General features: G+C 73.1%; 19 protein-coding genes and 1 tRNA gene. 16 read left to right on the top strand and 4 right to left on the bottom strand.

Features of this window, described 5'->3' with window-relative positions; translation table 11 throughout:
- The first annotated feature begins 349 nt into the window (after positions 1-349).
- From PO879_RS03255 to PO879_RS03275, 5 genes are read left to right on the top strand one after another with little or no spacing between them, the layout of a single operon-like run.
- On the top strand, positions 350-1,915 hold the full coding sequence (locus PO879_RS03255; protein WP_278236503.1) for a pyridoxal-dependent decarboxylase: 1,566 nt from the start codon (positions 350-352) through the stop codon (positions 1,913-1,915).
- Positions 1,912-3,300, top strand: a complete 1,389-nt coding sequence (locus tag PO879_RS03260) for a SidA/IucD/PvdA family monooxygenase (protein WP_278236504.1) — start codon at positions 1,912-1,914, stop codon at positions 3,298-3,300. Before PO879_RS03255 ends, PO879_RS03260 begins: the two co-directional genes overlap by 4 nt.
- Positions 3,297-5,834: a GNAT family N-acetyltransferase gene (locus PO879_RS03265; protein ID WP_278236505.1), complete on the top strand. Its 2,538-nt coding sequence runs from the start codon at positions 3,297-3,299 to the stop codon at positions 5,832-5,834. Before PO879_RS03260 ends, PO879_RS03265 begins: the two co-directional genes overlap by 4 nt.
- Positions 5,831-8,035, top strand: coding sequence for a penicillin acylase family protein (locus PO879_RS03270; RefSeq protein ID WP_278236506.1), 2,205 nt, complete (start codon positions 5,831-5,833; stop codon positions 8,033-8,035). Before PO879_RS03265 ends, PO879_RS03270 begins: the two co-directional genes overlap by 4 nt.
- The gene (locus tag PO879_RS03275) at positions 8,032-8,622 is read left to right on the top strand and encodes a GNAT family N-acetyltransferase (RefSeq protein WP_278236507.1); all 591 of its coding nucleotides are present in this window, start codon (positions 8,032-8,034) and stop codon (positions 8,620-8,622) included. Before PO879_RS03270 ends, PO879_RS03275 begins: the two co-directional genes overlap by 4 nt.
- A gap of 214 nt (positions 8,623-8,836) precedes the next feature.
- Here PO879_RS03275 and PO879_RS03280 read toward each other — a convergent pair whose 3' ends face one another.
- The gene (locus PO879_RS03280) at positions 8,837-9,916 is read right to left on the bottom strand and encodes a LacI family DNA-binding transcriptional regulator (protein WP_278236508.1); all 1,080 of its coding nucleotides are present in this window, start codon (positions 9,914-9,916) and stop codon (positions 8,837-8,839) included.
- 95 nt (positions 9,917-10,011) lie between these two features.
- On the opposite strand from PO879_RS03280, the gene PO879_RS03285 reads away from it, so the two are divergent.
- The 5 genes from PO879_RS03285 (at position 10,012) to PO879_RS03305 (ending at position 15,286) form a co-directional block, all read left to right on the top strand.
- Positions 10,012-11,289 carry an MFS transporter gene (locus PO879_RS03285; RefSeq protein WP_278236509.1) on the top strand — a complete coding sequence of 426 codons (1,278 nt, stop codon included), beginning with the start codon at positions 10,012-10,014 and terminating at the stop codon, positions 11,287-11,289.
- Between the two features lie 180 nt (positions 11,290-11,469).
- Positions 11,470-11,757: a hypothetical protein gene (locus PO879_RS03290; RefSeq protein WP_278236510.1), complete on the top strand. Its 288-nt coding sequence runs from the start codon at positions 11,470-11,472 to the stop codon at positions 11,755-11,757.
- Positions 11,758-11,780: 23 nt separating this feature from the next.
- Complete coding sequence (locus PO879_RS03295; protein WP_278236511.1) at positions 11,781-13,925, top strand: hypothetical protein; 2,145 nt, start codon at positions 11,781-11,783, stop codon at positions 13,923-13,925.
- Between the two features lie 59 nt (positions 13,926-13,984).
- Positions 13,985-14,650 carry an ABC transporter ATP-binding protein gene (locus tag PO879_RS03300; protein ID WP_278236512.1) on the top strand — a complete coding sequence of 222 codons (666 nt, stop codon included), beginning with the start codon at positions 13,985-13,987 and terminating at the stop codon, positions 14,648-14,650.
- 99 nt (positions 14,651-14,749) lie between these two features.
- Positions 14,750-15,286, top strand: coding sequence for an XRE family transcriptional regulator (locus tag PO879_RS03305; RefSeq protein WP_278236513.1), 537 nt, complete (start codon positions 14,750-14,752; stop codon positions 15,284-15,286).
- On the opposite strand, the gene PO879_RS03310 is transcribed toward PO879_RS03305, so the two are convergent.
- On the bottom strand, positions 15,256-15,621 hold the full coding sequence (locus PO879_RS03310) for a hypothetical protein (RefSeq protein WP_278236514.1): 366 nt from the start codon (positions 15,619-15,621) through the stop codon (positions 15,256-15,258). The genes PO879_RS03305 and PO879_RS03310 overlap by 31 nt on opposite strands.
- Positions 15,622-15,791: 170 nt before the next feature.
- Between PO879_RS03310 and PO879_RS03315 the strand changes: the two genes are divergently transcribed.
- Positions 15,792-16,964: a UDP-N-acetylmuramate dehydrogenase gene (locus PO879_RS03315; protein WP_278236515.1), complete on the top strand. Its 1,173-nt coding sequence runs from the start codon at positions 15,792-15,794 to the stop codon at positions 16,962-16,964.
- 13 nt (positions 16,965-16,977) lie between these two features.
- Here PO879_RS03315 and PO879_RS03320 read toward each other — a convergent pair whose 3' ends face one another.
- Together PO879_RS03320 and PO879_RS03325 are read right to left on the bottom strand one after the other, a co-directional pair.
- Positions 16,978-18,018, bottom strand: a complete 1,041-nt coding sequence (locus PO879_RS03320; protein ID WP_278236516.1) for a L,D-transpeptidase family protein — start codon at positions 18,016-18,018, stop codon at positions 16,978-16,980.
- Positions 18,019-18,136: 118 nt separating this feature from the next.
- Positions 18,137-19,162, bottom strand: coding sequence for an adenosine deaminase (locus PO879_RS03325; protein ID WP_278236517.1), 1,026 nt, complete (start codon positions 19,160-19,162; stop codon positions 18,137-18,139).
- 166 nt (positions 19,163-19,328) lie between these two features.
- Here PO879_RS03325 and PO879_RS03330 point away from each other — a divergent pair.
- The 5 genes from PO879_RS03330 (at position 19,329) to rplA (ending at position 22,010) form a co-directional block, all read left to right on the top strand.
- A tRNA-Trp gene (locus PO879_RS03330) sits at positions 19,329-19,404 on the top strand.
- A gap of 141 nt (positions 19,405-19,545) precedes the next feature.
- Entirely contained in the window at positions 19,546-19,791 is a 246-nt protein-coding gene (gene secE / locus PO879_RS03335; RefSeq protein WP_278237444.1) for a preprotein translocase subunit SecE, read from the top strand.
- A gap of 67 nt (positions 19,792-19,858) precedes the next feature.
- Positions 19,859-20,662 (top strand): transcription termination/antitermination protein NusG, encoded by an 804-nt coding sequence (gene nusG, locus PO879_RS03340; RefSeq protein WP_278236518.1) that lies wholly within the window; start codon positions 19,859-19,861, stop codon positions 20,660-20,662.
- 96 nt (positions 20,663-20,758) lie between these two features.
- Positions 20,759-21,190, top strand: a complete 432-nt coding sequence (gene rplK / locus PO879_RS03345) for a 50S ribosomal protein L11 (protein ID WP_278236519.1) — start codon at positions 20,759-20,761, stop codon at positions 21,188-21,190.
- Positions 21,191-21,302: 112 nt separating this feature from the next.
- Positions 21,303-22,010 carry a 50S ribosomal protein L1 gene (rplA, locus tag PO879_RS03350; RefSeq protein WP_278236520.1) on the top strand — a complete coding sequence of 236 codons (708 nt, stop codon included), beginning with the start codon at positions 21,303-21,305 and terminating at the stop codon, positions 22,008-22,010.
- The last annotated feature ends 26 nt before the right edge of the window (positions 22,011-22,036 follow it).

A 22,036-nucleotide genomic window follows, 5' to 3' on the forward strand; every position in this document is an offset into this window, starting at 1 on the left:
GTCGCCGTCGGCGCAGCCGTGCCGAGGTAGGCAACTTCCCCACGAGGTAGGCATCCCTCCGGCCAGGTAGGCCAGGGTCCCGCGAGGTAGGCAACTTCTCCGCGAGGTAGCACGCGATCCGTGCTACCTCGCGGAGAAGTTGCCTACGTCGTCGCCGTTCTGCCTACCTGGCCTGGAAGTTGCCTACCTGGCCGAGGTGTTGCCTACCTCGCGAGGCGTCGCGGGGCGTCGCAGGGCGCCCTCGTGATCCCGGGTCTCGGATGGTGGCGCCGAGGTGGACAGAGAACTTAGGCCTGTCTAAGTTAGGCGAGCCTGCCCTGCCTACCCATCCCTCGAGGAGCGCCCGGACGTGTCCACCACTCCGCCCGACACGCGGTCGACGCGCGTCGACACCCTGCTGCGCGGTGCCACCGCGGGTGCCTACGCCCGCACGGTCCGCCGCGTCGTCGACGACGTCGCCTCCCGGTTCGCCGCGGTCACCCAGCCCTGGAGCGGTGCGAGCCGCCGTGAGCTGACCGAGCTCGTCGACCGCGTCGACCTCGACGGCCCCGGCATCGGCACCGACGACGCCCTGCACGAGACCGCCGACCTGTACGCCAGCCACGCGGTCTGGTTCCACGACCCCGGCTACGCCGCGCACCTCAACTGCCCCGTGGCGATCCCCGCCGTCGGCGCCGAGGCCATGCTCGCGGCGATCAACACCTCGGTGGACACCTACGACCAGTCCACCGTCGCCACCCTCATGGAGCGGCGGCTGGTCGCCTGGACCACCGCCCGGATCGGGTTCGCCGCCGGCGACGGCGTCTTCACCTCGGGCGGCACGCAGTCCAACCTGCACGCCCTGCTCGCCGCCCGCGAGCGTGCCCTGACCGACCCCGACGGCGCCCGCCTGACCGGAGCCGACCGCGCCGAGCGTCAGGGCCGGTTGCGGATCCTGGCCACCGCCGCCAGCCACTTCTCCGTGGCGAAGTCCGCGATGATCCTCGGCCTGGCCGACGACGCCGTGGTCCCGGTCGCCACCGACGCCGACGGCCGGATGGACCCCGCCGCCCTCACCGAGGCGCTCGCGGCCACCGCCCGGACCGGCGGCGTCGCCATGGCGGTCGTCGCCACGGCCGGCACCACCGACCGGGGCACGATCGACCCCCTGGCCCGGATCGCGGAGCGGTGCGACGCGGCCGACGTGTGGCTGCACGTCGACGCGGCCTACGGCGGCGGTCTGCTCGTGTCCCCGACCCGTCGGCACCTGCTCGCGGGCATCGAGCGGGCGCGCAGCGTGACCGTCGACTTCCACAAGACCTTCTTCCAGCCGGTCTCGGCCAGCGCGGTCCTGGTCCGCGACCCGGCGGACCTGGCACGCACGGCCTGGCACGCCGACTACCTCAACCCGGTCGAGGACTCCGCCGAGATCAACCAGGTCGACCGCTCGCTGCAGACCACCCGCCGCTTCGACGCCCTCAAGCTGTGGACGACGCTGCGCGCGATCGGCCCGGACGGCATCGGCGCGATGCTCGACGCCGTGTGCGACCTGGCCGCCGCCGTGCACGCCGACCTGTCCGACGACCCGGAGCTGCACCTGGTCTGCGGCACCGACCTGTCGACGGTGATCTTCCGCTACCAGCCCGACGGCGTCACCGACGCCGAGGCGGACGCCCTGGTCCCCGCCGTGCGCCGGGTGCTGTTCGACTCCGGCCGGGCTGGCGTCGCCAAGACCGTCGTCGGCGGCCGGCCCTGCCTCAAGCTCACCCTGCTCAACCCCGAGGTCACCCTCGACGACGTGCGCCGGGTGCTGAACCTGGTCCGCGACGCCGCCCACGGGATCCTCGCCGGCCGGGAGCTGGCGGACCTGACCGCACCGCCCTGCCGGGACGTCCACCCGCACCTGCAGCGCACCTCCGAGGGGGAGCCCCGATGAGCACCTACGACGTCGTCGGCATCGGCATCGGCCCCTTCAACCTCGGCCTCGCGGCGCTCGCCGACCCCCTGGAGGACGTGGACGCCGTCTTCCTGGACCAGCGTCCCGGCTTCTCCTGGCACGCGGGCATGATGCTCGAGGGCGCCACGATCCAGGTGCCGTTCCTGGCCGACCTGGTCACCATGGCCGACCCGACCTCGCCGTACTCGTTCCTGGCGTTCCTCAAGGAGACCGGGCGGCTCTACCCCTTCTACATCCGCGAGTCGTTCTACCCGCTGCGGGCCGAGTACGACGAGTACTGCCGCTGGGTCGCGGCCCGGCTGGACACCCTGCGCTGGGGGCGGCGCGTCGTCGCGGTCGAGCACGACGCCGCGAGCGACACCTACCTCGTCACCGCGGAGGTCGCCGACGACGACGGAGTCAACCGCGAGCAGTACCGGACCCGCCACGTGGTGCTCGGCGTCGGCACGTCGCCGCGCCTGCCGTCCCCGCTCGCCGACCTGGCCGAGGAGGCCGCCGGGACCTCGGGCGCCGGACCGGTGGTCCACACCGCCGACTACCTCAGCCGCCGCGACGCCCTGCAGGCCTCCGGCGCGGTGACGGTCGTGGGATCGGGCCAGTCCGCGGCCGAGGTCTACCGCGACCTGCTCGAGGACGCCGGCACCTACCGGCTGGACTGGGTGACCCGCTCGCCGCGGTTCTTCCCGATGGAGTACACCAAGCTGACCCTCGAGATGACGTCCCCGGAGTACACGGCGCACTTCCACGGGCTGCCGACCGAGCTGCGTGACCTGGTGGGCCGCGAGCAGCGCAGCCTGTACAAGGGGATCAGCGGCGACCTGGTCGACGACATCTACGACACGCTGTACCGGCGCACGGCCCTGGGCCGCGAGGTCCCCACGACCCTGCTCACCGACACCGAGGTGGTCGCCGCCCGCGCGGAGCGGGCCGACGACGGCGGGACGGAGTACGTGCTGACCCTGCGGCACGGACAGCTCGGGACGACGGCGGAGCACCGCACCCGCGCCGTCGTCGCGGCGACGGGGTACGCGGCGGGAGTGCCCGCGCTGCTCGACCCGGTGCGCGACCGCCTGCTCCTGGACGACCAGGGCCGGTTCGCCGCGACCCAGGACTACACCGTGAGCTCCGACGCCCGGATCCACACCCTCAACGGCGAGGAACACTCGCACGGCATCACCGCGCCGGACCTGGGCTTCGGCCCGTGGCGCAACTCCGTGGTGCTCGCCAAGGTCACCGGTCGCGAGCCGTACCCGATCGAGCGACGGATCGCGTTCCAGCAGTTCGGTCTGCCGGGCGGGATGCCCGTGCCCGACGGCGGTGCCCCGGCCGGGACCGCGCGCACCGCACCGGAGGGCGCCCGGTGACCGCCGCGACCACCGCCCGCGCCGCCGTGGACAGCGTGTTCGCCGTCGGCACGCGCCGGGGCGAGCTCACGTTCTCCCCGGTGGACCCCGACCACGACGCGCCGGTCGTCCAGGGCTGGCTGGCCCACCCGGCCTCGGGCGCGTGGCACATGACCGACCTCGGTGTCGACGACGTCCGCGACTACCTGGGCGCGGTCGCGGCCGACGACGCCCAGGACGGCTGGCTCGTCCGCCTCGACGGAGAACCGGTCGCCTACGTCGAGACCTACGACCCGGCCCGCGTGCTGCTCACCGCGGTCCACGACGCCGCTCCCGGGGACGTCGGCATGCACCTGCTCGTCGCGCCGGCGCCCGCGGACCCGGCCGCGCGCCGCCGGGGACTGACCGACGCGGTCATGTCCGCCGTCGTGCGCTTCTGCCTCGCCGACGCCGCGGACGGCGGGCGCGGGGGAGCGAGGGTCGTCGTCGAGCCCGACGTGCGCAACGCACCGATCGCGTCGAAGAACGCCGCGGCCGGCTTCCGGGTGCTGGGCGAGGTCGAGGTCACCGACGGCGGGCACACCAAGACCGCCGCGCTGAGCGTGTGCACCCGCGCCGACTTCGCCGCGTCCCCGCTCGGTGCCGGGGTGGACCCGGCACCCCACCTGCGCGCCGACCTCGCCGACCACGCCCACCGCCACCTGGCCGCCAAGGCGCTCGCCGAGCTCACCCACGAACGGCTCTTCGCGCCGGTCGCCGACGGGACCGCCGACGGCACCTCCGGAGCAGGCGGTGCGACGCGCTACCGCCTCGACCTCGACGGCGTCACCTACACCTTCGACGCCCGCACCTTCGTCCTCGAGCACTGGGTGATCGACCCCGCCTCGATCGTCCGCACCGCGCGCGGGGACCGCGAGCAGGGCGGCGCCGCGCTGCCGGTCGACGCCCTGGAGCTGGTCGCCGAGCTGCAGCCGTCGTTGCAGATCCCCGACGAGCTGCTCGCCACCTATCTCGAGGAGCTCTCCAGCACCCTGGCGGCGGCCATGGCCAAGCGGGACCGTGAGCTGGCCGGTCGCACCCCCGACGCCGCGGGGCTGGTCGCGGGACTCACCGCGCCGGCACCCGGTGGACCCGGAGGGGCCGACCCGGACCGGGACCCTGCTGACCAGGACCCCGCTGACCGGGCCGAGGACCGCCGTCGGACCGCCGAGACGTTCCAGGCCGTCGAGGCCGCGATGTCCGAGGGGCACCCCGGCTTCGTCGCGAACAACGGTCGCATCGGCTTCTCGCTGCCCGACTACGAGGCGTTCGCCCCCGAACGGGGCGGCCGGCTGCGGCTGCAGTGGGTCGCCGCCCGGCGCGAGCACACCCACCTGGCGCTCGCGGGCGACCAGACCGAGGCCGGGCTGTACGACGCCGAGCTGTCCGGCGCCGAACGCGCGACGTTCGCGGACCGGCTGGCCCGGCGCGGGCTGGACCCGGCCGACTACCTGTACCTGCCGTTGCACCCGTGGCAGGCCGAGCACAGGCTGCCGATCACGTTCGCCGCCGACGTCGCGCGCGGCGACCTCGTCCCCCTGGGCCCCGGCGCCGACGAGTACACCCCGCAGCAGTCGATCCGCACGATGTTCAACCGGACCCGTCCGGAGCGGCACTACGTCAAGGTGGCCCTGGCCATCCAGAACATGGGGTTCCTGCGGGGATTGTCACCGGCGTACATGCGGGCCACGCCCGCGATCAACGACTGGGTGGCCGACCTGGTCGACGGCGACGCGACCCTGGGCGCGGCCGGCTTCGGCGTGCTGCGCGAGCTCGCCGCGGTCGGGTACAGCGGCGACGTCTACCACCGCACCCCGCGCCCCAACGCCCACCGCAAGATGCTCGCGGCGCTGTGGCGCGAGTCCCCGCTGCCGCGCACCGCGCCCGGCGAGCGGCTGGCCACCATGGCCTCGCTGCTGCACCGTGACGCCGCGGGCCGGGCGCTGGTCACCGCGCTCGTGCGGGCCTCCGGCATCGACCCGGCCGACTGGGTGCGGGCCTACCTCGACGCCTACCTCTACCCCCTCGTGCACTGCCTGCGCGCCCACGACCTGGCGTTCATGCCGCACGGGGAGAACCTCGTGCTCGTGCTGCGCGACGGCGTCGTCCGGCGGGCGTTCATGAAGGACATCGGCGAGGAGGTCGCCGTGCTGTCGGACCGGGCACTGCCGGAGCAGGTGGCCCGGATCGCCGCCCCGGTGGACGACGCCGAGAAGGCGCTGGCGATCTTCACCGACGTGTTCGACGGCGTGCTGCGCCACCTGGCCGGGATCCTCGCCGTCGACGGGGTGCTGGGCGAGGACCGGTTCTGGGCGCTGGTCGGCGAGTGCCTCGACCGGCACGAGGCCGAGCACCCGGACCTGGACTCCGGGGTGGACCTGCGGGCCGCGCGGTTCGCGCACTCGTGCCTCAACCGGCTGCAGCTGCGCAACACCCTGCAGATGGTGGACCTCGCCGACCAGTCGAGCTCCCTCATCTACGCCGGCGATCTGGCGAACCCGGTGGCGCGCGCGTGACGTTCGAGGTCCTCCGCGACGAGGTGGGCGTGCCGCACGTGCGGGCCGCCACCGAGCCGGACCTCGCCCGCGGGCAGGGCTACGTCACCGCCCGGGACCGCGGCTGGCAGCTCGAGTCCGACCGGTGGCGGGCCGAAGGGCGCCTCGCCGCGCGGTTCGGGCCGAGAGGGTTGGCGTGGGACCGGTTCGCCGTCCGCGTGCGGCTCGCGGACACCGCCCGCCGGGTCCACGCGGCGCTCGCGGAGCCCGAACGCGACTGGCTCGCCGCCTATGTGGCCGGGGTGAACGCCGGGCTGTCCGACGGCGGTCGCGACGTCCCGGAGATGCACGCCCTGGCCGCGGCTCCCGGCGACCTGCCGGAGCACGGGCCGTGGCCGGACTGGATGCCGCTCGGGGTGTTCCTCACCAACCACGTCCTGTTCGGCACCTGGCCGCACCTGCTGTGGCGCGAGCACGTGGTCCGGACGCTCGGGCCCGACCATCCGCTGACGGTGATCCTGTCGGGGGCCGACGACGGCGCGGGATCCGGGTCGAACGCCTGGGCCCTCGCCGGGGTCCGGACGGCGAGCGGCGCCCCGCTGCTGGCCGGCGACCCGCACCGGCTCCTCGAGCTGCCGGGGATCTACCAGCAGATCCGGCTCGCGTGCGACGCCTACGACGTCGTCGGCCTGGCGTTCCCCGGGGTGCCCGGCGTGCTGCACTTCGGGCAGACCATGACGCCCGGCGCAGCACCCGGCCGCGGTAGATCCGACGACGGCGAGCCCGGCGCGGGCGGGTCCGTCGCGTGGGGGATCACCAACGCCCTGGCCCACGCCGCCGAACTGTTCGTCGAGACCACGGAGACTCTGGCCGGCGCGGCCGGACCGGTCGAGACCGGCGTCGAGACCGTGCCGGTGCGCGGCGGCGACGCCGTCGAGGTGACCTGGACCGAGACGCCCCGGGGGCCGCTGGTCACCGACACCCACGCACTGCGCTGGCCCGTGCGGGTCGACGCCGACCTCGGGGTCGCGTCCTGGCGGGCCCTGCAGGGGGTCCGCTCCGCGGCGGACGTCGCCGCGGTGTTCGCCGGCTGGGTGGAGCCGGTCAACCGGGTGCTGACCGCCGACTCCGACGGGACCGTGCTCAGCCTGACGGCCGGCCGGGTGCCCGACCGGTCGCGCGCCGAGCGGGTCCTGCCTCACGCCGTCGTGCCGCGGGAGTCCGGCGTGTCGGAGCCGGCGCTCCCGCCGTGGCGTCCGCCGTCGTCCCCGGTGCCGGTACGCGACCTGGCCGTGGACGCCAACGAACGCCCCGACACCTCGGGCCGGGTCCCGGACCTCGGGCTGACCTACGCGCCGCACCGCGCGGGCCGGATCCGCGAGCTCCTGGCCACGCCCCCGGACGGTGGTGAGCGGCCCGAGGAGCAGGCCCGGGTGCACGGCGACGTCTCGGACCAGGGCGCGGCGCACCTCGTGCGGTGGCTGGACGACGTCGGCGGGCCCCGTGTCGGCCCGGCGGCCGCCCGGGTCCGGGCCTGGGCCGCCGGCGGTGCGCGCATGGACCCCGACTCCCGAGAGGCGGCGCTGTTCGCGGTGTGGCGGGACCTCCTGACGCGGCGGGTGGCGGCGCACCCCGCGCTGGCCCCGGTCGCCGCCCCGCACGGGATGCCGGCCGTGCTGGACCCGTGGCTGGACCTGTCGGCGAGGGTCGGCCAGGTGCTCGACGCGGTGCTGGGGGCGGGCGAAGCCCTGACGCCCCCGCTGGACGCCCGGGCCGAGGCGCGTGCCGCCCTGGCGGACGCCCGCGCCGAGCTCTCCGGGTGCCGGCGGGTGGTGCGCCGGGGGACGGCGGAGGGCACCTGGGGCGCGCGGCACCCCGTCGTGCCCCTGCACGCCCTGGGGGACGCGACCGGTGTCGACGCAGCGGCGGTGCCGCGGGTCCCTCGCGACCTGCGGGTCCCGATCGGGGGCGCCGCCGACACCGTGTGCTGCACGGGGTCGGTGCCGGGGGTGTCGCTGGCGTCGTGGCGCGGGTCGGTGGCGCGCTGGGTGTGGGACCTGTCCGACCGACGCCGCAGCCGCTGGGGGGTGCCGTTCGGTGCCTCGGGCGACCCGCGGTCGGCGCACTTCGCCGACCAGCACCCGCGGTGGGCGCGGGCCGGCACGGACGAGATCGAGACGGACTGGGCGCGTCTGCGTCGCGAGACCTGGGGGGACGCATGAGCGAGCGGATGCTCACGGGGGAGCGGGGCGCCGAGGTGTGGCGCCATGGCGAGGTCGCGGTGCACGTGCTCGACCCGGCCGCCGACGTCGACGTCCTGCACGCGTGGGTGACGCGTCCGAACGCCGGCTTCTTCGGGCTCGGGGGCCTCGCTCGGGACGAGCTGCGCGAGACGTACGAGTTCGTCGACTCCCTGCCCACCCATCACGCCTACCTCGTGCGCGTGGCCGGGGAGCCGGTGGCGCTGGTGCAGCTCTATCACCCGGAGGACGACCCGCTGGCGGCGGCGTACGACGTGCAGCCGGGGGACGTGGGCATGCACTTCTTCAAGGGCAGCGAGGCCGTGGGGTGGCCCGCCCTGGGCGCCGCGCTGGCCCGGTTCGGGTTCACCGCTCCGGGTGCCCGGCGGGTCGTCGTCGAACCGGACGTGCGCAACCGGGCTGCGATCGCGCGGATGGTCGCCATGGGCTTCGAACCGGCCGGCGAGATCCACTTCGAGTCCCCGCACGGGCCCAAGGACGCGATGCTGGCGTTCCTCACGCGCGACCGCGCCACGGCACTGCTCCCCGAGGATCCTCTGCCGAGGTAGGCAACCTTCCGCCGAGGTAGGCGACTTCCGGCCGAGGTAGGCAACTTCCGGCCGAGGTAGGCAGAGCTCCGCCGAGGTAGGCGCGCTTCTGCCGAGAGAGGCATCGTGCGGCCGGTGGCCGCCGACGGCGCGGCCGGCCTCGGGAGATCTCTGCCTACCTCGCCGGGGGATCGCCTACCTCGCCGGGGAATCGCCTACCTCGGCAGAAACTCGCCTACCTCGCGGGGGCCGGACCCGTCGTCGTGCCGGGCACCAGCCCGACCGGCAGGGACACCGACGTCGGTTCCCGCCCGGCGATGAGGTCGATGGCCGCCTGACCGAGCTTCATGCCCTTGTCCCGCAGCGGCTGGTGCACGCTGGTGAGCACGTCGGGGGAGAGCCACGGCAGGTCGAGGCCGTCGAAGCCGGCGACCGAGACGTCCTCGGGGATGCGCAGCCCGAGCTCGCGGGCCGCGATGACGGCGCCGGCCGCGAGCAGGTCGGAGTGCGCCACGATCGCCGTCGGCCGCTCGTCGGCCGGCACCCACGTCCCGAGGATCTCCGTGGCGGCGTCGCGCCCGTGCTCCACCAGCGAGGCGGGCGTCTCCCACGTGATCACGGGGTCGACGACGTCGCGGATGCCTGCCATGCGGTGCGCCGTCGGGGTGCGGTCGGCGCAGGCCAGCCGCTCGGCGTCCACGGGCCCGGAGCGTTCTCCCCGGCCGAAGGGCAGGGAGATCTCCGCGATGCGCGTGTGCCCCAGGCCCACGAGGTGCCGCACGGCCTCGGCGGCACCGGCCCGGTCCTCCAGCTCGACCAGCGGCGACCCCTCCACGGCGCGTCCCTCGCCGACGACCACGGGCACGCTGCGACGCTGCAGCGCAGCCAGCGTCGGGTCGTCGGTCAGGACGCCCCACACCAGCACCGCGACGTCCATCGCGGCGGTCTCCAGCAGCGGGTCGACCGTGTCCTCGCCGAGGTCGACCCCGGGGATGAGCAGGACCCCGAGCCCCTCGGTGCCCAGCACGTCGACCAGGCCGTCGAGCACCTGCACGGCCACCGGGTCGCGGAACGCGCGTCCGGGGTGGTCGCCGATGACGACGCCGACGATGCCCGACCGCCCGCGCCGCAGCTGGCGGCCCAGCGGGTTGGGGCCGGTGTAGCCGAGGTCGGTCGCGGCGGCGAACACCTTGTCGCGGGTCTCGGGGGTGATCGGGCCCGAGCCGGAGAAGGCGAGGGAAGCCGTCGAGACGGACACCCCGGCGCGCTCGGCGACCCGTGCGAGCGTCGGTCGGTTGCTCGGTGTGCGGCCCATGCAGCTCCTTCCCGGCCGGCGAGTGGCGTCAGCCTACCGGCGCGGTGTCATCGAATCGATTTGACCATGCCGGGGCGGTGGTGGATCGTCGAAGGGTGAACTCCTCCGCCCCCACCCGGGCCGTCCCCCGCCCGGTCCGCGGCGCCGTCGTGGCGGTCTACGGCGTCTTCGTCGCCGCCGGCTTCGGCATGGCCACCTGGGCCTCGCGCATCCCCGCGGTCCGGGATGGGCTCGACTTCACCGAGGCGCAGATGGGGGTGCTGCTGCTCACCGCCTCGATCGGGTCGATCTGCGCCCTGCCGCTGTCGGGGATGATCACCTCCCGTCTCGGCGCCGCCCGCACCGTCCTGGGCTTCGCCGTGCTCTCCGCCGCCGGGTTCGCCGTCGCGACCCTGGCCATCGACGCCGGGCTGCCCTGGCTGGTCCGCGTCGGCCTCTTCCTCGCGGGCACGGGCATGGGCGTGTGGGACGCCGCCATGAACCTCGAGGGCGCCGTCGTCGAGCAACGGCTCGGCAAGGCGATCATGCCCCGGTTCCACGCCGCGTTCTCCTTCGGCACCGTCGCCGGCGCGGGCGTCGGGGCGCTCGCGGCCTGGGCGCAGGTGCCGCTCACGGCGCACCTCGTGTCCGTCGTCGTCCTCGACGCCCTCGTCGTGGCGCTGTGCGTGCGGGCGTTCCTGCCCGCGCACGAGGCCGGCGCCGTCGTGACCGACGCCGGGGACCAGGACGCCGCCGCCGACCCGGCCACCGCCGTCGAACCCTCCCGGGGCCACTCGGTCAAGGACACCCTGGCGACCTGGCGCGAGCCGCGCACCCTGCTCATCGGGCTCGTCGTGCTGGCCGCCGCCCTGACCGAGGGGGCCGCCAACGACTGGGTCGGGCTCGCCACCGTCGACGGATTCGGCACGGGCGACGGCATGGGTGCGGTGGCGCTCGCGGTGTTCCTCGTCGCGATGACCCTGACCCGGCTGGTCGGCACCGAGATCATCGACCGGTTCGGGCGCGTCGTGGTGCTGCGTGCCAGTGGGGCGTGTGCCCTGGTGGGTGTCTCACTGTTCGCCCTGGTGCCGAACCTGCCCCTGGCGATGGCCGGGATCTTCCTGTGGGGTGTCGGCTCCGGTCTCGGCTTCCCGATGGGGATGTCGGCCGCCGCGGACGACCCGTCGCGTGCCGCCCTGCGGGTCGCCGTGGTCTCGACCGTCGGGTACGCGGCGTTCTTCGTCGGTCCCGCGCTCATCGGGTTCCTCGCCGAGGTCACCGGCTACCGGCTCGCGCTGCTGGTGCTGGCGCTGCCGGTCGTCGTCGGGCTGTTCGTCGCCGGGGCGGCGCGGCCGCTGCCGGGTTCGGCGGAGGGTCGGGGCGCCCTGGAATAGTGGGCTCGGGTCTTGACCCGCTACTCCTCGGATTCCATAGGGGCTGCCCACACACGAACCGACGGCGTTATGCGGTTGCGCCCCCCTTGGAAGCGCTTCTACGGTGGCGATGTCGGGAACGCCTGATCCATTCGAATCAATGTCGATGAGAGGAAGATCATGAACCGTATCGTTCCTCCTGTGGCCAAGATCGTCGGTGCGATGGCTGTCGTCGGACTGCTCGGAACCTCTGGGGCTCACGCGGTGTCTGCCTCGGTCACGGGAAGCTACGCAGTCGGCACCGCGAGCTACGTCTCGAGCAATGACAACCGCGCCGACAGCAAGTTCACCAAGACGATCTACCTGGAGGCGAGTGGCTACCAGGGATCGTTGACGAACCACAGCGGTGCGTACACGGTGGTCGACCGCGCCGCGGACGACGTGACGCACGTCAAGGCGTGCATCTCGCGGACCCTCCTGCCGATGTAGTGCACCGCCTGGAACTCGCACGAGTGACGCGACGCGTCCGGTGGTCGTTTCGACGGCCTGCCGCGATCGCCGCGGCGACAGCGCTCCTGACGCTGTCGCTTGCGGCGATCGTGCTGGTCACGGCGACGTACGAAGGTCGAGTCGAGCGCACCGTCGCACGGACTCCGCTCGTCGTCTCCGAGGAGACGTCCGCTGACTTCCGCTTCAAGCACACCTTCGGGGACGTGGAGCGACGTCAGTTCTCCGCCGTCTATGTCGAGCCGTGGTCGGACGATGCAGTGCCTCCACCAGGACTGGATGAGTGGCCTGATCCGGGAACGGTCGCCGTGTCGGAGGCGCTCCTCGGAGCGTCCGCGGAGCTGACCGCTCGATACGGCACGGTCACTGCGGTGATCGACGGCGACGGGCTGGTCGTTCCGAACGAGCGGCTCGCTTACATCGTCCCGCCGGCTGATGTCCTGACGACAGGCACGTGGCATACCGCGTCGGGCTACGGCGGAACCAACCGCAACCACATGGCGGGCGAGATCTGGCACGTCAAGGAACCCGAGCAACTCGTCTACCTCGCGGTCTTCGCCCTCGTCGCACCGGCTCTGGTGCTGGTCGTCGGGGCTGCCCAGCTCGACGAACGGCGTCGGCGACGTCGGTACGAGGTTCTCGAGGTCCTGGGGGCACGGCCGGCCCGGCTGTGGCGGGACCAGGCGCTCGTCCTCGGTGGTCCGGTGCTGGCCGGGACTGGTGCAGCATGTGCGGTCCTTCTGTTCGCCGCACTTGTCGATCTTCCCCTGTGGGGCGCCGACTACTGGCTTCAGTCCGATGACGTGCGGCGGGCAGCCGGCCGATTGACGCTGACCGCCGTCGGCGGGGGGCTGGCGGCATGGCTTCTCGCAGCAGTGGTGAGTCGTCCGACCGCGGTCCGCGGCACACGCCCCCGATCGCGCGAGCCGCGGTATCCGGGGTGGGTAGCGGTGCTGGCTGCCGTCGTCATCGCCGTCACCGGGCGGGAGGCGATCCAGCGCGTCTCGGGGAGCACGGACGATGCTGCGGTCTGGATCCTGGGAGGGAGTCTGGTCGCGCTGATCCTGACGCCCTGGGTCTGCGGGTGGCTCGTCCGCACCTCAGGGGCCGTCGTGCACTCTGTGGGGCGCCGGGCGAGTCGTCCCGCCGTCCTGGTCGTCGGTGCGCAGTCCGACGTGTCGCCTCGATCCAGTGCCCGGCTCGCCGCCGCATGCGCCATGGTCGTCCTGCTCGTCTCTCAACTCTTCGCCCTGGTGTCCATGGCGAACGATCTGGCCCGGGTCACCGAGGCAGCGCATGAACGCTATGACGGCATCTACGCGACGATCGGAGTCCCGAAGGATCCATCCGCGCAGAGTGCACTGGACTCGGTCGTGGCCGCCGTCGGGCAGGATGCGACGGTTCTCGACGTCCGGACGTGGGGCGAGGAGAACGACGACGGCCGTCTCCGATTCGTCGCGGAGGTCCGAGGCGATCGGGCGGCGATGGCGGACCTCGGCTTCGACGGTGAGTCCTTGACTCCGGACAGTCCGCTCCACGGCATGCTTGAACTGCAGGCGATGAACGACATCGCGGTCAACGAGGGGTCGCCCCGGATCGCTCTGGCCGAGGACGTCCAACAGATGCTCCTCGTGGTGGACGCCACCGGAGGCCTCGACACGCAGGAATTGCAGACCGCGATCAGCGGCATCTCGGCGCCGCCGTGGGACGTCCGGGCTCCCGGCGACCTGGACATCGGTGGCGCGGAGCTCGAGGTCCACCAGACCCGCTGGGTCGCCTGGTTCGGCACGCTCGGTGCGGCGATGCTGCTCGCGGCCGTGAGCCTGCGGACATGGCAGGCGGCCGAGGAGCACGGGAAGCGCGGGGCGCCGCTGGCCGCCTTCACCAATGCCCGAGGCTTCGTGGCGGCGCGTGCCTGGACGCGCGGCGCCGTCGTCGCCGCGACGACGGTACTCGCGGGGGGTGTCGCTGCGTATCACCTGTCGTGGGTGGTCGACGCCTCCGGCGCCGACGGTTCCCCGGTGCGCCGTACGATCCTTGTCCTGTGCGTCCTGGCCGTCGTCGCGGTCGCCGGATCGGCGGCCTACGAAGCGCGAAGCGGACGCGTCGCAGTGAGTCGATGGCGTCCCGGACAGAGGGAGACACGATGACGACTGCTCTATCGGACGTGAACCGGTCGACACGTGGCGCCGGCGAACGACCGACGCTCGTGGCGCGCGAGATCGGCTTCCGCGCCGGTCGCACCACGATCCTCCGCGGGGTCTCCCTGTCGGTCGCCTCGGGTCGGTCCGTCGCGATCCAGGGCCGCTCCGGCTCGGGAAAGTCGACGTTGCTGACATTGCTCATGGGACTGGTCAGGCCGACGGCCGGGAGCGTACACCTCGGCTCGGTGGGACTCAGTGGCCTCTCGCGTGCCCGACGCGCGGACCTGCGTGCGCAGCACGTCGGTGTGGTCTTCCAGGACGCCGAGCTGCTCGACGAGCTGACAGCCGAGGAGAACGTCGCGCTGCCGGCCCTGTTGCAGAAGCGGGACCGGGCGGTGGCGCGCTCCCGAGCGCGGCACCTCCTGGCCGAGCTCGATGTGCCTCATGACCGGTCCTCGGCCGTGCTCTCCGGGGGCGAGCGGCAACGCGTCGGAGTGGCACGAGCCCTGATCAACGACCCGCAGGTCATTCTCGCCGACGAACCGACGGGTGCCCTGGACGCCGAGCTCAGGGACGCTGCCGCAAGCCTCCTGTTCGATCTCCCCGCCCGAACCGGGTGTGCACTCCTCGTGGTCACCCATGACCCTTCGGTGGCTTCGCGGGCGGACGAGCGTTACGTCATGGACGCGGGAGAGCTCCGGTCGTGGCGTGCGGCGGCGGTACGGTCCTGACGGGCGGTCAACCGTCGACGAGGGCCCGGGCCCAGCGTTCCGACGGCAGACAGGCAGTACACGTTGATGGCATGGATGCCATCGACGGGGAGGTGTGCGATGCAGACCGTTCAGGGACCGGATCGCGCCCAGCACGGAGGCCGGGCCGAGCCCGACGCCGGGTCGCTGCTGCGCGAGGCGCGGGCGCGCCGAGGGCTGACGCAGCGTGCTCTCGCCGACCGGACTGGTATCGCGCAGACGACGATCGCGCGGATCGAGTCCGGGCGGCACCAGCCGAGCCTCGGAACGCTGACACGGCTGCTCGCGGGCGCCGGATTCCGGCCGACGCTCAATCTGGTGAACACCGTGCCGCCGTCGGAGCTCCTCGCCGAGCATCGGGACGGTGTCCTCGACGCAGCGCGACGTCATCGGATGGACCGGGTCCAGGTATTCGGGTCTGTGGCCCGGGATGAGGACGGCCCGTCATCGGACCTGGACCTCCTCGTCACTCCCGGAGACGACGCCACCCTCTTCGACCGGTCAGCGTTCGCGGCCGAGGTCGAGGACCTCCTCGGCGTCCATGTCGACGTCGTGAGCTCGACGGCGTTGCGGCCGCCGCGTGACGTCTACATCAGACGCGACGCCCGAGACCTGTGAGCACCAGCGGGCAGCTCCCTGAGGCGGTCGCTGCTGACCTCGTGGACCTGGGTGAGAGCCTCGATGCCTGCGACATGCTCGTCGGTCGTGGCAAGGGCGCCTTCGACGCCGACGAGATGCTCCGCTATGCGGCAGAAGCGCTCTGCAACCGGATGGGTGAGGCGGTCCAGCGACTCGACCCGGGATGGCGAGAGACGATGCCGGAGGTCCCGTGGCGCGCGGTTCGTGACAACAGGAACGTCATCGTGCATGCCTACCGGGGTGTCGACGACGACGAGCTGTGGCGAACTCTGGCCGCGGATGTGCCACGTGTCCGAGTCGCTGGCCGCCGTCATCGGCCGAGCGCGCCAACAGCTCGTGGAAGCGAAGAACGAGGGGGACGAGCCCGAAGCCCCATCGGAGGGTTCGCGTGACACGTGGGAGTACCCAGGAGCCGTTGAGGGTCCTGGAGTCTAGGCGTGCTGCGCATGGCGTGACCTCCGCCGGCGCCGTCTACGCTGGAGCCGTGAGCCAGACCGTGCCGAGCGTCCCGGCCGAACCGACCGCCGTCGTCGGCCCCGAGACCGCCCCGAACCTGTCCGACCTGACGACTCTGCGTGTCGGCGGCCCCGCGGAGGCGTACGTCGAGGCCACCACCGAGGTCGAGCTGATCGATGCCGTCCGGACGGCCGACGACGCCGAGGTGCCGCTGCTCGTGGTCGGCGGCGGGTCCAACCTGCTCGTGGCGGACGGGGGTTTCGACGGGCTCGTCGTGCGCGACGTGCGCCGCGGCCTGGACGCGGACCTGTCGGCCTCCTGCGAGCTGGAGGGCCCGCCCTGCGGTGGCGCGACGGTCACGCTGCCCGCCGGCCAGGACTGGGACGAGTTCGTGGCCCACGCGGTGGCGAACGAGTGGATCGGCGTCGAGGCGCTGTCCGGGATCCCCGGGACGCTCGGCGCGGCGCCGGTGCAGAACATCGGCGCGTACGGCCAGGAGGTCTCCGGGGTGGTCGCCTCGGTACGCACCTGGGACCGGGCCACGGGACGACGGCGGACGCTCGCCCTGAGCGAGCTCGGCTTCGGCTACCGCACGAGCGTGCTCAAGCGGTCGATGCGACCCGACGCCGACGGCGAGCTCTGGTACCCGACGCCGCGGTTCGTCGTGCTCGCCGTCGAGCTGCAGATGCGTATCGGGTCGCTGTCGGCGCCGATCGCGTACCCGGAGCTGGCGCGCCGTCTCGGCGTCGAGGTCGGGCAGCGGGCGCCGTCGTCGGAGGTCCGCGATGCGGTCCTCGAGCTGCGCGGCGGCAAGGGGATGCTGCTCGACGGCGTCGGCGGGGCCGTGGCCCCGGACCACGACCGCTGGTCGGCCGGGTCGTTCTTCACCAACCCGATCCTGTCCGCGGACGGGGCAGATCGGCTTCCCGCGGAGGCTCCGCGGTTCCCGGCCGGTGACGGGCGGGTCAAGACCTCGGCCGCGTGGCTCATCGAGCGTGCCGGGTTCACCAAGGGGTTCGGGCTGGCCGGCGAGCACTCGCCCGCGCGACTGTCGACCCGGCACACGCTGGCCCTGACCAACCGTGGGGGAGCGACGTCGCAGGACCTGGTCGCGCTGGCCCGTGCCGTGCGCGACGGCGTGCGCGACGAGTTCGGCGTCGAGCTGGAGCCGGAGCCGGTGCTGGTGGGCCTCGCCCTCTGAGAGCGGCCGCCGCTCAGTGCACGACGACGGTGGTGCCCCGCGGCATCCCCCAGGAGTCCCACAGCCAGTTCATCGCCGCGTTCGACACCCGGATGCACCCGTGCGAGGCCGGCACCGGCGGGATCGAGGGTGAACCGTGCACGGCGATGCCGCCGGTGAAGTACTTCGGCCGGTACATCGCCCCGAGCTCCAGCGTGGACTCGTGCAGGTAGTCGCGCTCCATGTAGACGGCGAAGGTCCCGCGCGGCGTCGTGGCCCGGTAGGAGCGACCCTTGGCCTCGAACGTCTCGCCGTTGCCGGAGGAGGCGTTGAACGCCCGCACGACCCGCCCGTCCTGCACGGCGAGCAGCAGCTGGCGGTCCAGGTCGATCTCGACGACCTTGCCCGACGACGAGACCGTGCGGGGGCGGACGCCGTCGTCCAGGGCAGACTCGGTCCGCGGGCCGACGACGGCGTCGCGGTACAGGCCCGCCGCCTTCTGCAGCGCCCAGACGGCCTGCTGCGTCTGCGGGCCGAACACCCCGTCGACGCTCGGCAGGAAGTAGCCGAGCTCGACCAGCCGCTCCTGCAGCTCGCGGACCTCCGCACCCCGGGAGCCGACCTCGACGTAGTCCGGCTCCGGGGCAGGAGCGTTCTTCTCCGGCTTCTTCTCGGTCTTCTTCTCGTCGGGCTTCTGCGTGTCGGACGACGCGCCGTCCTGGGTCCCGTCGGACTCGTCGTCGGCGGCGTCAGGCTCGGCCGTCCCGTCCGAAGGGTCCGCCGTGGACGCCGGCGAGGTCTGCGTGGTCATGGACGGCGAGGGCTCGGGCTCCGGCGAGGCCGTGGCCGAGGGCGTGGGGTCCGGCACGGTCGGGTCGGGCTCCGGGACCGCGGACGGTGTCACGGACGCGGCGGCCGACGGGTCGGCCGCCGGCGACGGCGGGGTCGGCGTCGTGGACGCGGCGGTGTCGGTCGGCTCGCTCGTCGCGGGCCCGCACGCCCCGAGCAGGAGCAGCGCGACGACGGCGGCCGCCGCGGCCGCTCGGCGCCCCGGCGGGCGACCCGGTCCCGTCATGAACCACTCCTCTCGCCCGCGCGTCCGCGCCGGTCCGACGTCCTCCCATCATGCCGTGCCCGCCGCGAGGCGCGCGGCGACGCTCCGTGGCCGCGGCCACGAGCTCGGGGCGTCCGGGTCAGGCCGGCCCGTCCGCCAGCCAGTCGTCCACGCCGTCCAGGAGTCGCCGACGCGTGGCCGAGGAGGCTCGCGAGGCGCGGATGGAGGCCCGGGCGAGGTCGGCCAGCTCGGCGTCGCTGAACCCGTGGACGGTGCGCGCGGTCTCGTACTGGTCCCGCAGGCGGGAGCCGAACAGCAACGGGTCGTCGGCGCCGAGGGCCACCTGCGCCCCCGCCTCGACGAGCTGCCGCAGCGGGACGTCCTCGTCGTGCTCGTAGACGCCGAGAGACACGTTGGAGGCCGGGCACACCTCCAGGGCGACGCCGGACTCGACCAGCGAGCCGAGCAGCGCCGGGTCCTCGATCGAGCGCACCCCGTGGCCGAGCCGGTCCGGGTCGAGCGCGGCGACGACCTCGCGCACGTGCGTCGGCCCCAGCAGCTCACCGCCGTGGGGGACCGAGGCCAGTCCGGCGCGCCGCGCGATCGCGAAGGCCCGCGCGAACTCGCGCGTGTCGCCGCGCCGCTCGTCGTTGCTCAGGCCGAAGCCGACGACCTCGCCCGGCCCCTCCCCGGCGTACCGGGCGGCCAGCCGCGCCAGCGTGCGGGCGTCCAGCGGGTGCTTCATGCGGGAGGTGGCGACGACGACGGCGACCTCCAGCCCGTGCCGGGCGCTCGCGGCCCGCGCCTCGTCCAGGACGATCTCCACCGCCGGGGTGATGCCGCCCACGAAGGGCGCGTACGACGTCGGGTCCACCTGGATCTCCAGGCGTCCGGACCCCTCGGCGGCGTCGTCGGCGGCCGCCTCGTCGACGAGCCGGCGCATGTCGGCCTCGGAGCGCACGCAGTGCCGGGCGGCGTCGTAGAGGCGCTGGAACCGGAACCAGCCCCGCTCCGTGGCCGGGACGCGCAGGGCGACGCCGTCGGTCAGCGCCGAGGGGAGCCGCAGGCCGTACGCGGTCGAGAGCTCGCGCAGCGACGACACCCGCAGCGATCCGGTGAAGTGCAGGTGGAGGTGGGCCTTGGGGAGCGATGCCAGGTCACGCACCCGGGACAGTCTGCCCCACGCCTCCGTCCGGGCTGTGACGAACCGGTCGTGCGGCGGTGGTTCGACCCAGCGTCCCGCGTCGCGTACAGTAGTCCCTCGGTGGTTGACGATCACCATGCTGGACCGCGCCCTGGTGCGGATCCGGGCGGTGCGTCGTCGAGCACGAAGGGTAGTGGCGCAATTGGTAGCGCAGCGGTCTCCAAAACCGCAGGTTGCAGGTTCGAGTCCTGTCTACCCTGCCAGCGTGATCCCCCGCGGGGCCGCGCAGCGGGGTCGCGTCAGTGCGTGACCCGGAACGCCAGAAGTCTGTGCCGTGGGTGCGTCGTCGGCAGGCGGCGTGGCTGCGGTGTGATCGCGAAACGGGGTAGGTCGAAGTGAGCGAGTTGCCGGCTGAGGCCAGCACGCACGACACCGGTTCGGGCAAGGAACGTCGCAACGTCTTCGCCCGGATCGCTCTGTTCGTCCGCCAGGTGGTCGGCGAGCTCCGCAAGGTGGTCACCCCGACCCGGTCGGAGCTGATCAACTACACCATCGTCGTCATCGTGTTCGTCACGATCGCGATGCTGTTCGTGACCGCGCTCGACTACGTCCTCGGCCTCGGAGCCTTCTGGCTCTTCGGGGACGGCTGAGCCGACCACACCCGGCGCCGGCCCCGGACCGCACCACCCCATCCGAAGCCAGAAAGCAGGTTCGTTCGTGTCCCAGGATCCTCTGGAGCAGACGGAGAACGTCGACCCCACCCAGCCCGACGCCGACGGCGCCGAGGCTGACCTCGACGTGCCCGCGGACGCGGACACCACCGAGCAGGCCGAGGAGACCGAGGCGGAGGCCGCGGAGCCCACGCAGGACGAGGGCGCGGCGGACGCCGACGGCGACGTGATCGAGGACCCGGCCGAGGAGCTGCGCCGCACGCTGCGCGGCCAGCTGGGCGACTGGTACGTCATCCACTCCTACGCCGGCTACGAGAACCGTGTGAAGGTCAATCTGGAGAACCGCACCCAGAGCCTGAACATGGAGGACTACATCTTCCAGGTCGAGGTCCCCATGGAGGACGTCACCGAGATCAAGAACGGGCAGAAGAAGTCCGTCCGCCGCGTGCGGATCCCGGGGTACGTCCTGGTGCGCATGGACCTCACCGACGAGTCGTGGGGCGCGGTGCGCCACACGCCGGGCGTGACCGGGTTCGTGGGACACACCCACCAGCCGGTCCCGCTGTCGCTCGACGAGGTGTTCGGCATGCTCGCGCCGACCATGCTCGAGGAGGCCCCGGCGAAGCCCGCCGCGGCCGCCGAGAAGGGTGGCGGCGCGGCTGCGCAGCCCGCCATCGAGGTCGACTTCGAGGTCGGCGAGTCCGTCACCGTCACCGATGGTCCGTTCGACACGCTGCCCGCGACGATCTCCGAGATCAACGCCGAGGCCCAGAAGCTCAAGGTCCTCGTGTCCATCTTCGGCCGGGAGACCCCGGTCGAGCTGTCGTTCAACCAGGTCGCCAAGATCTGACCGACGCACCGGACCTCCGGTGCGCCGCGCGAGCGGCACCCCTGCAACCGGGTCATCGCCCACGGCGTCGGCCCAGCAACAGAAAGTGGTAGCAACATGCCTCCCAAGAAGAAGGTCTCCGGCCTCATCAAGCTCCAGATCCAGGCCGGGGCGGCGAACCCGGCCCCGCCGATCGGCCCCGCGCTGGGTCAGCACGGCGTGAACATCATGGAGTTCTGCAAGGCCTACAACGCGGCGACCGAGTCGCAGCGCGGCAACGTCATCCCGGTGGAGATCACGGTCTACGAGGACCGCTCCTTCACCTTCATCACGAAGACGCCGCCGGCCGCGGAGCTCATCAAGAAGGCCGCCGGTGTGGCCAAGGGCTCGGCGACCCCGCACAGCGCCAAGGTCGCCCAGCTCACGCAGGACCAGGTCCGCGAGATCGCCGAGACCAAGATGCCGGACATCAACGCGAACGACATCGAGGCCGCGAAGAAGATCATCGCCGGCACCGCCCGCTCCATGGGCATCACCGTCCAGGACTGATCCTGGAATCCCGGCCCCGCGGCCGGGAGGACGAAGTCCCGACGACAGTCGTCGGGCACGTGGGAGGGTCCGCGCAGACCCGACGACCACGACTGCAGCAAGGAGAACGCAGATGGCACAGCGCAGCAAGGCGTACCGCGCCGCCGCGGCGAAGATCGACCGCGACAACCTGTACACCCCCCTCGAGGCCGTGAAGCTCGCCAAGGAGACCGCCTCGAAGAACGCCGACTCGACCGTCGAGGTCTCGTTCCGGCTGGGTGTCGACCCGCGCAAGGCGGACCAGCTGGTCCGTGGCACGGTCAACCTGCCGCACGGCACCGGCAAGACCGCTCGCGTGATCGTCTTCGCGAACGCGGCCAAGGCCGAGGAGGCCGCCGCGGCCGGTGCGGACGAGGTCGGCGGCGACGAGCTCATCGCGAAGGTGGCCGGTGGCTACACCGACTTCGACGCGGCCGTCGCGACCCCGGACCTCATGGGCAAGGTCGGTCGTCTCGGCAAGGTGCTCGGCCCCCGCGGCCTCATGCCGAACCCGAAGACCGGCACCGTGACCATGGACGTCACCAAGGCCGTGTCCGACATCAAGGGCGGCAAGATCGAGTTCCGCGTCGACAAGCACGCGAACCTGCACTTCATCATCGGCAAGGCCTCGTTCGACGAGACCGCGCTGGTGGAGAACTACGCGGCGGCGCTGGACGAGGTCCTGCGTCTGAAGCCGTCGTCCTCGAAGGGCCGCTACATCTCCAAGGCGACCCTCGCGACGACGTTCGGCCCGGGCATCCCGGTCGACCCGTCGAAGACGGCGAAGCTCACCGAGGCCTGATCCTCGGACGCGCGACGAACGGCCCG

This window comes from Isoptericola sp. AK164 (genome assembly GCF_029643425.1).
In the GTDB taxonomy this organism is placed as follows: domain Bacteria; phylum Actinomycetota; class Actinomycetes; order Actinomycetales; family Cellulomonadaceae; genus Isoptericola; species Isoptericola haloaureus.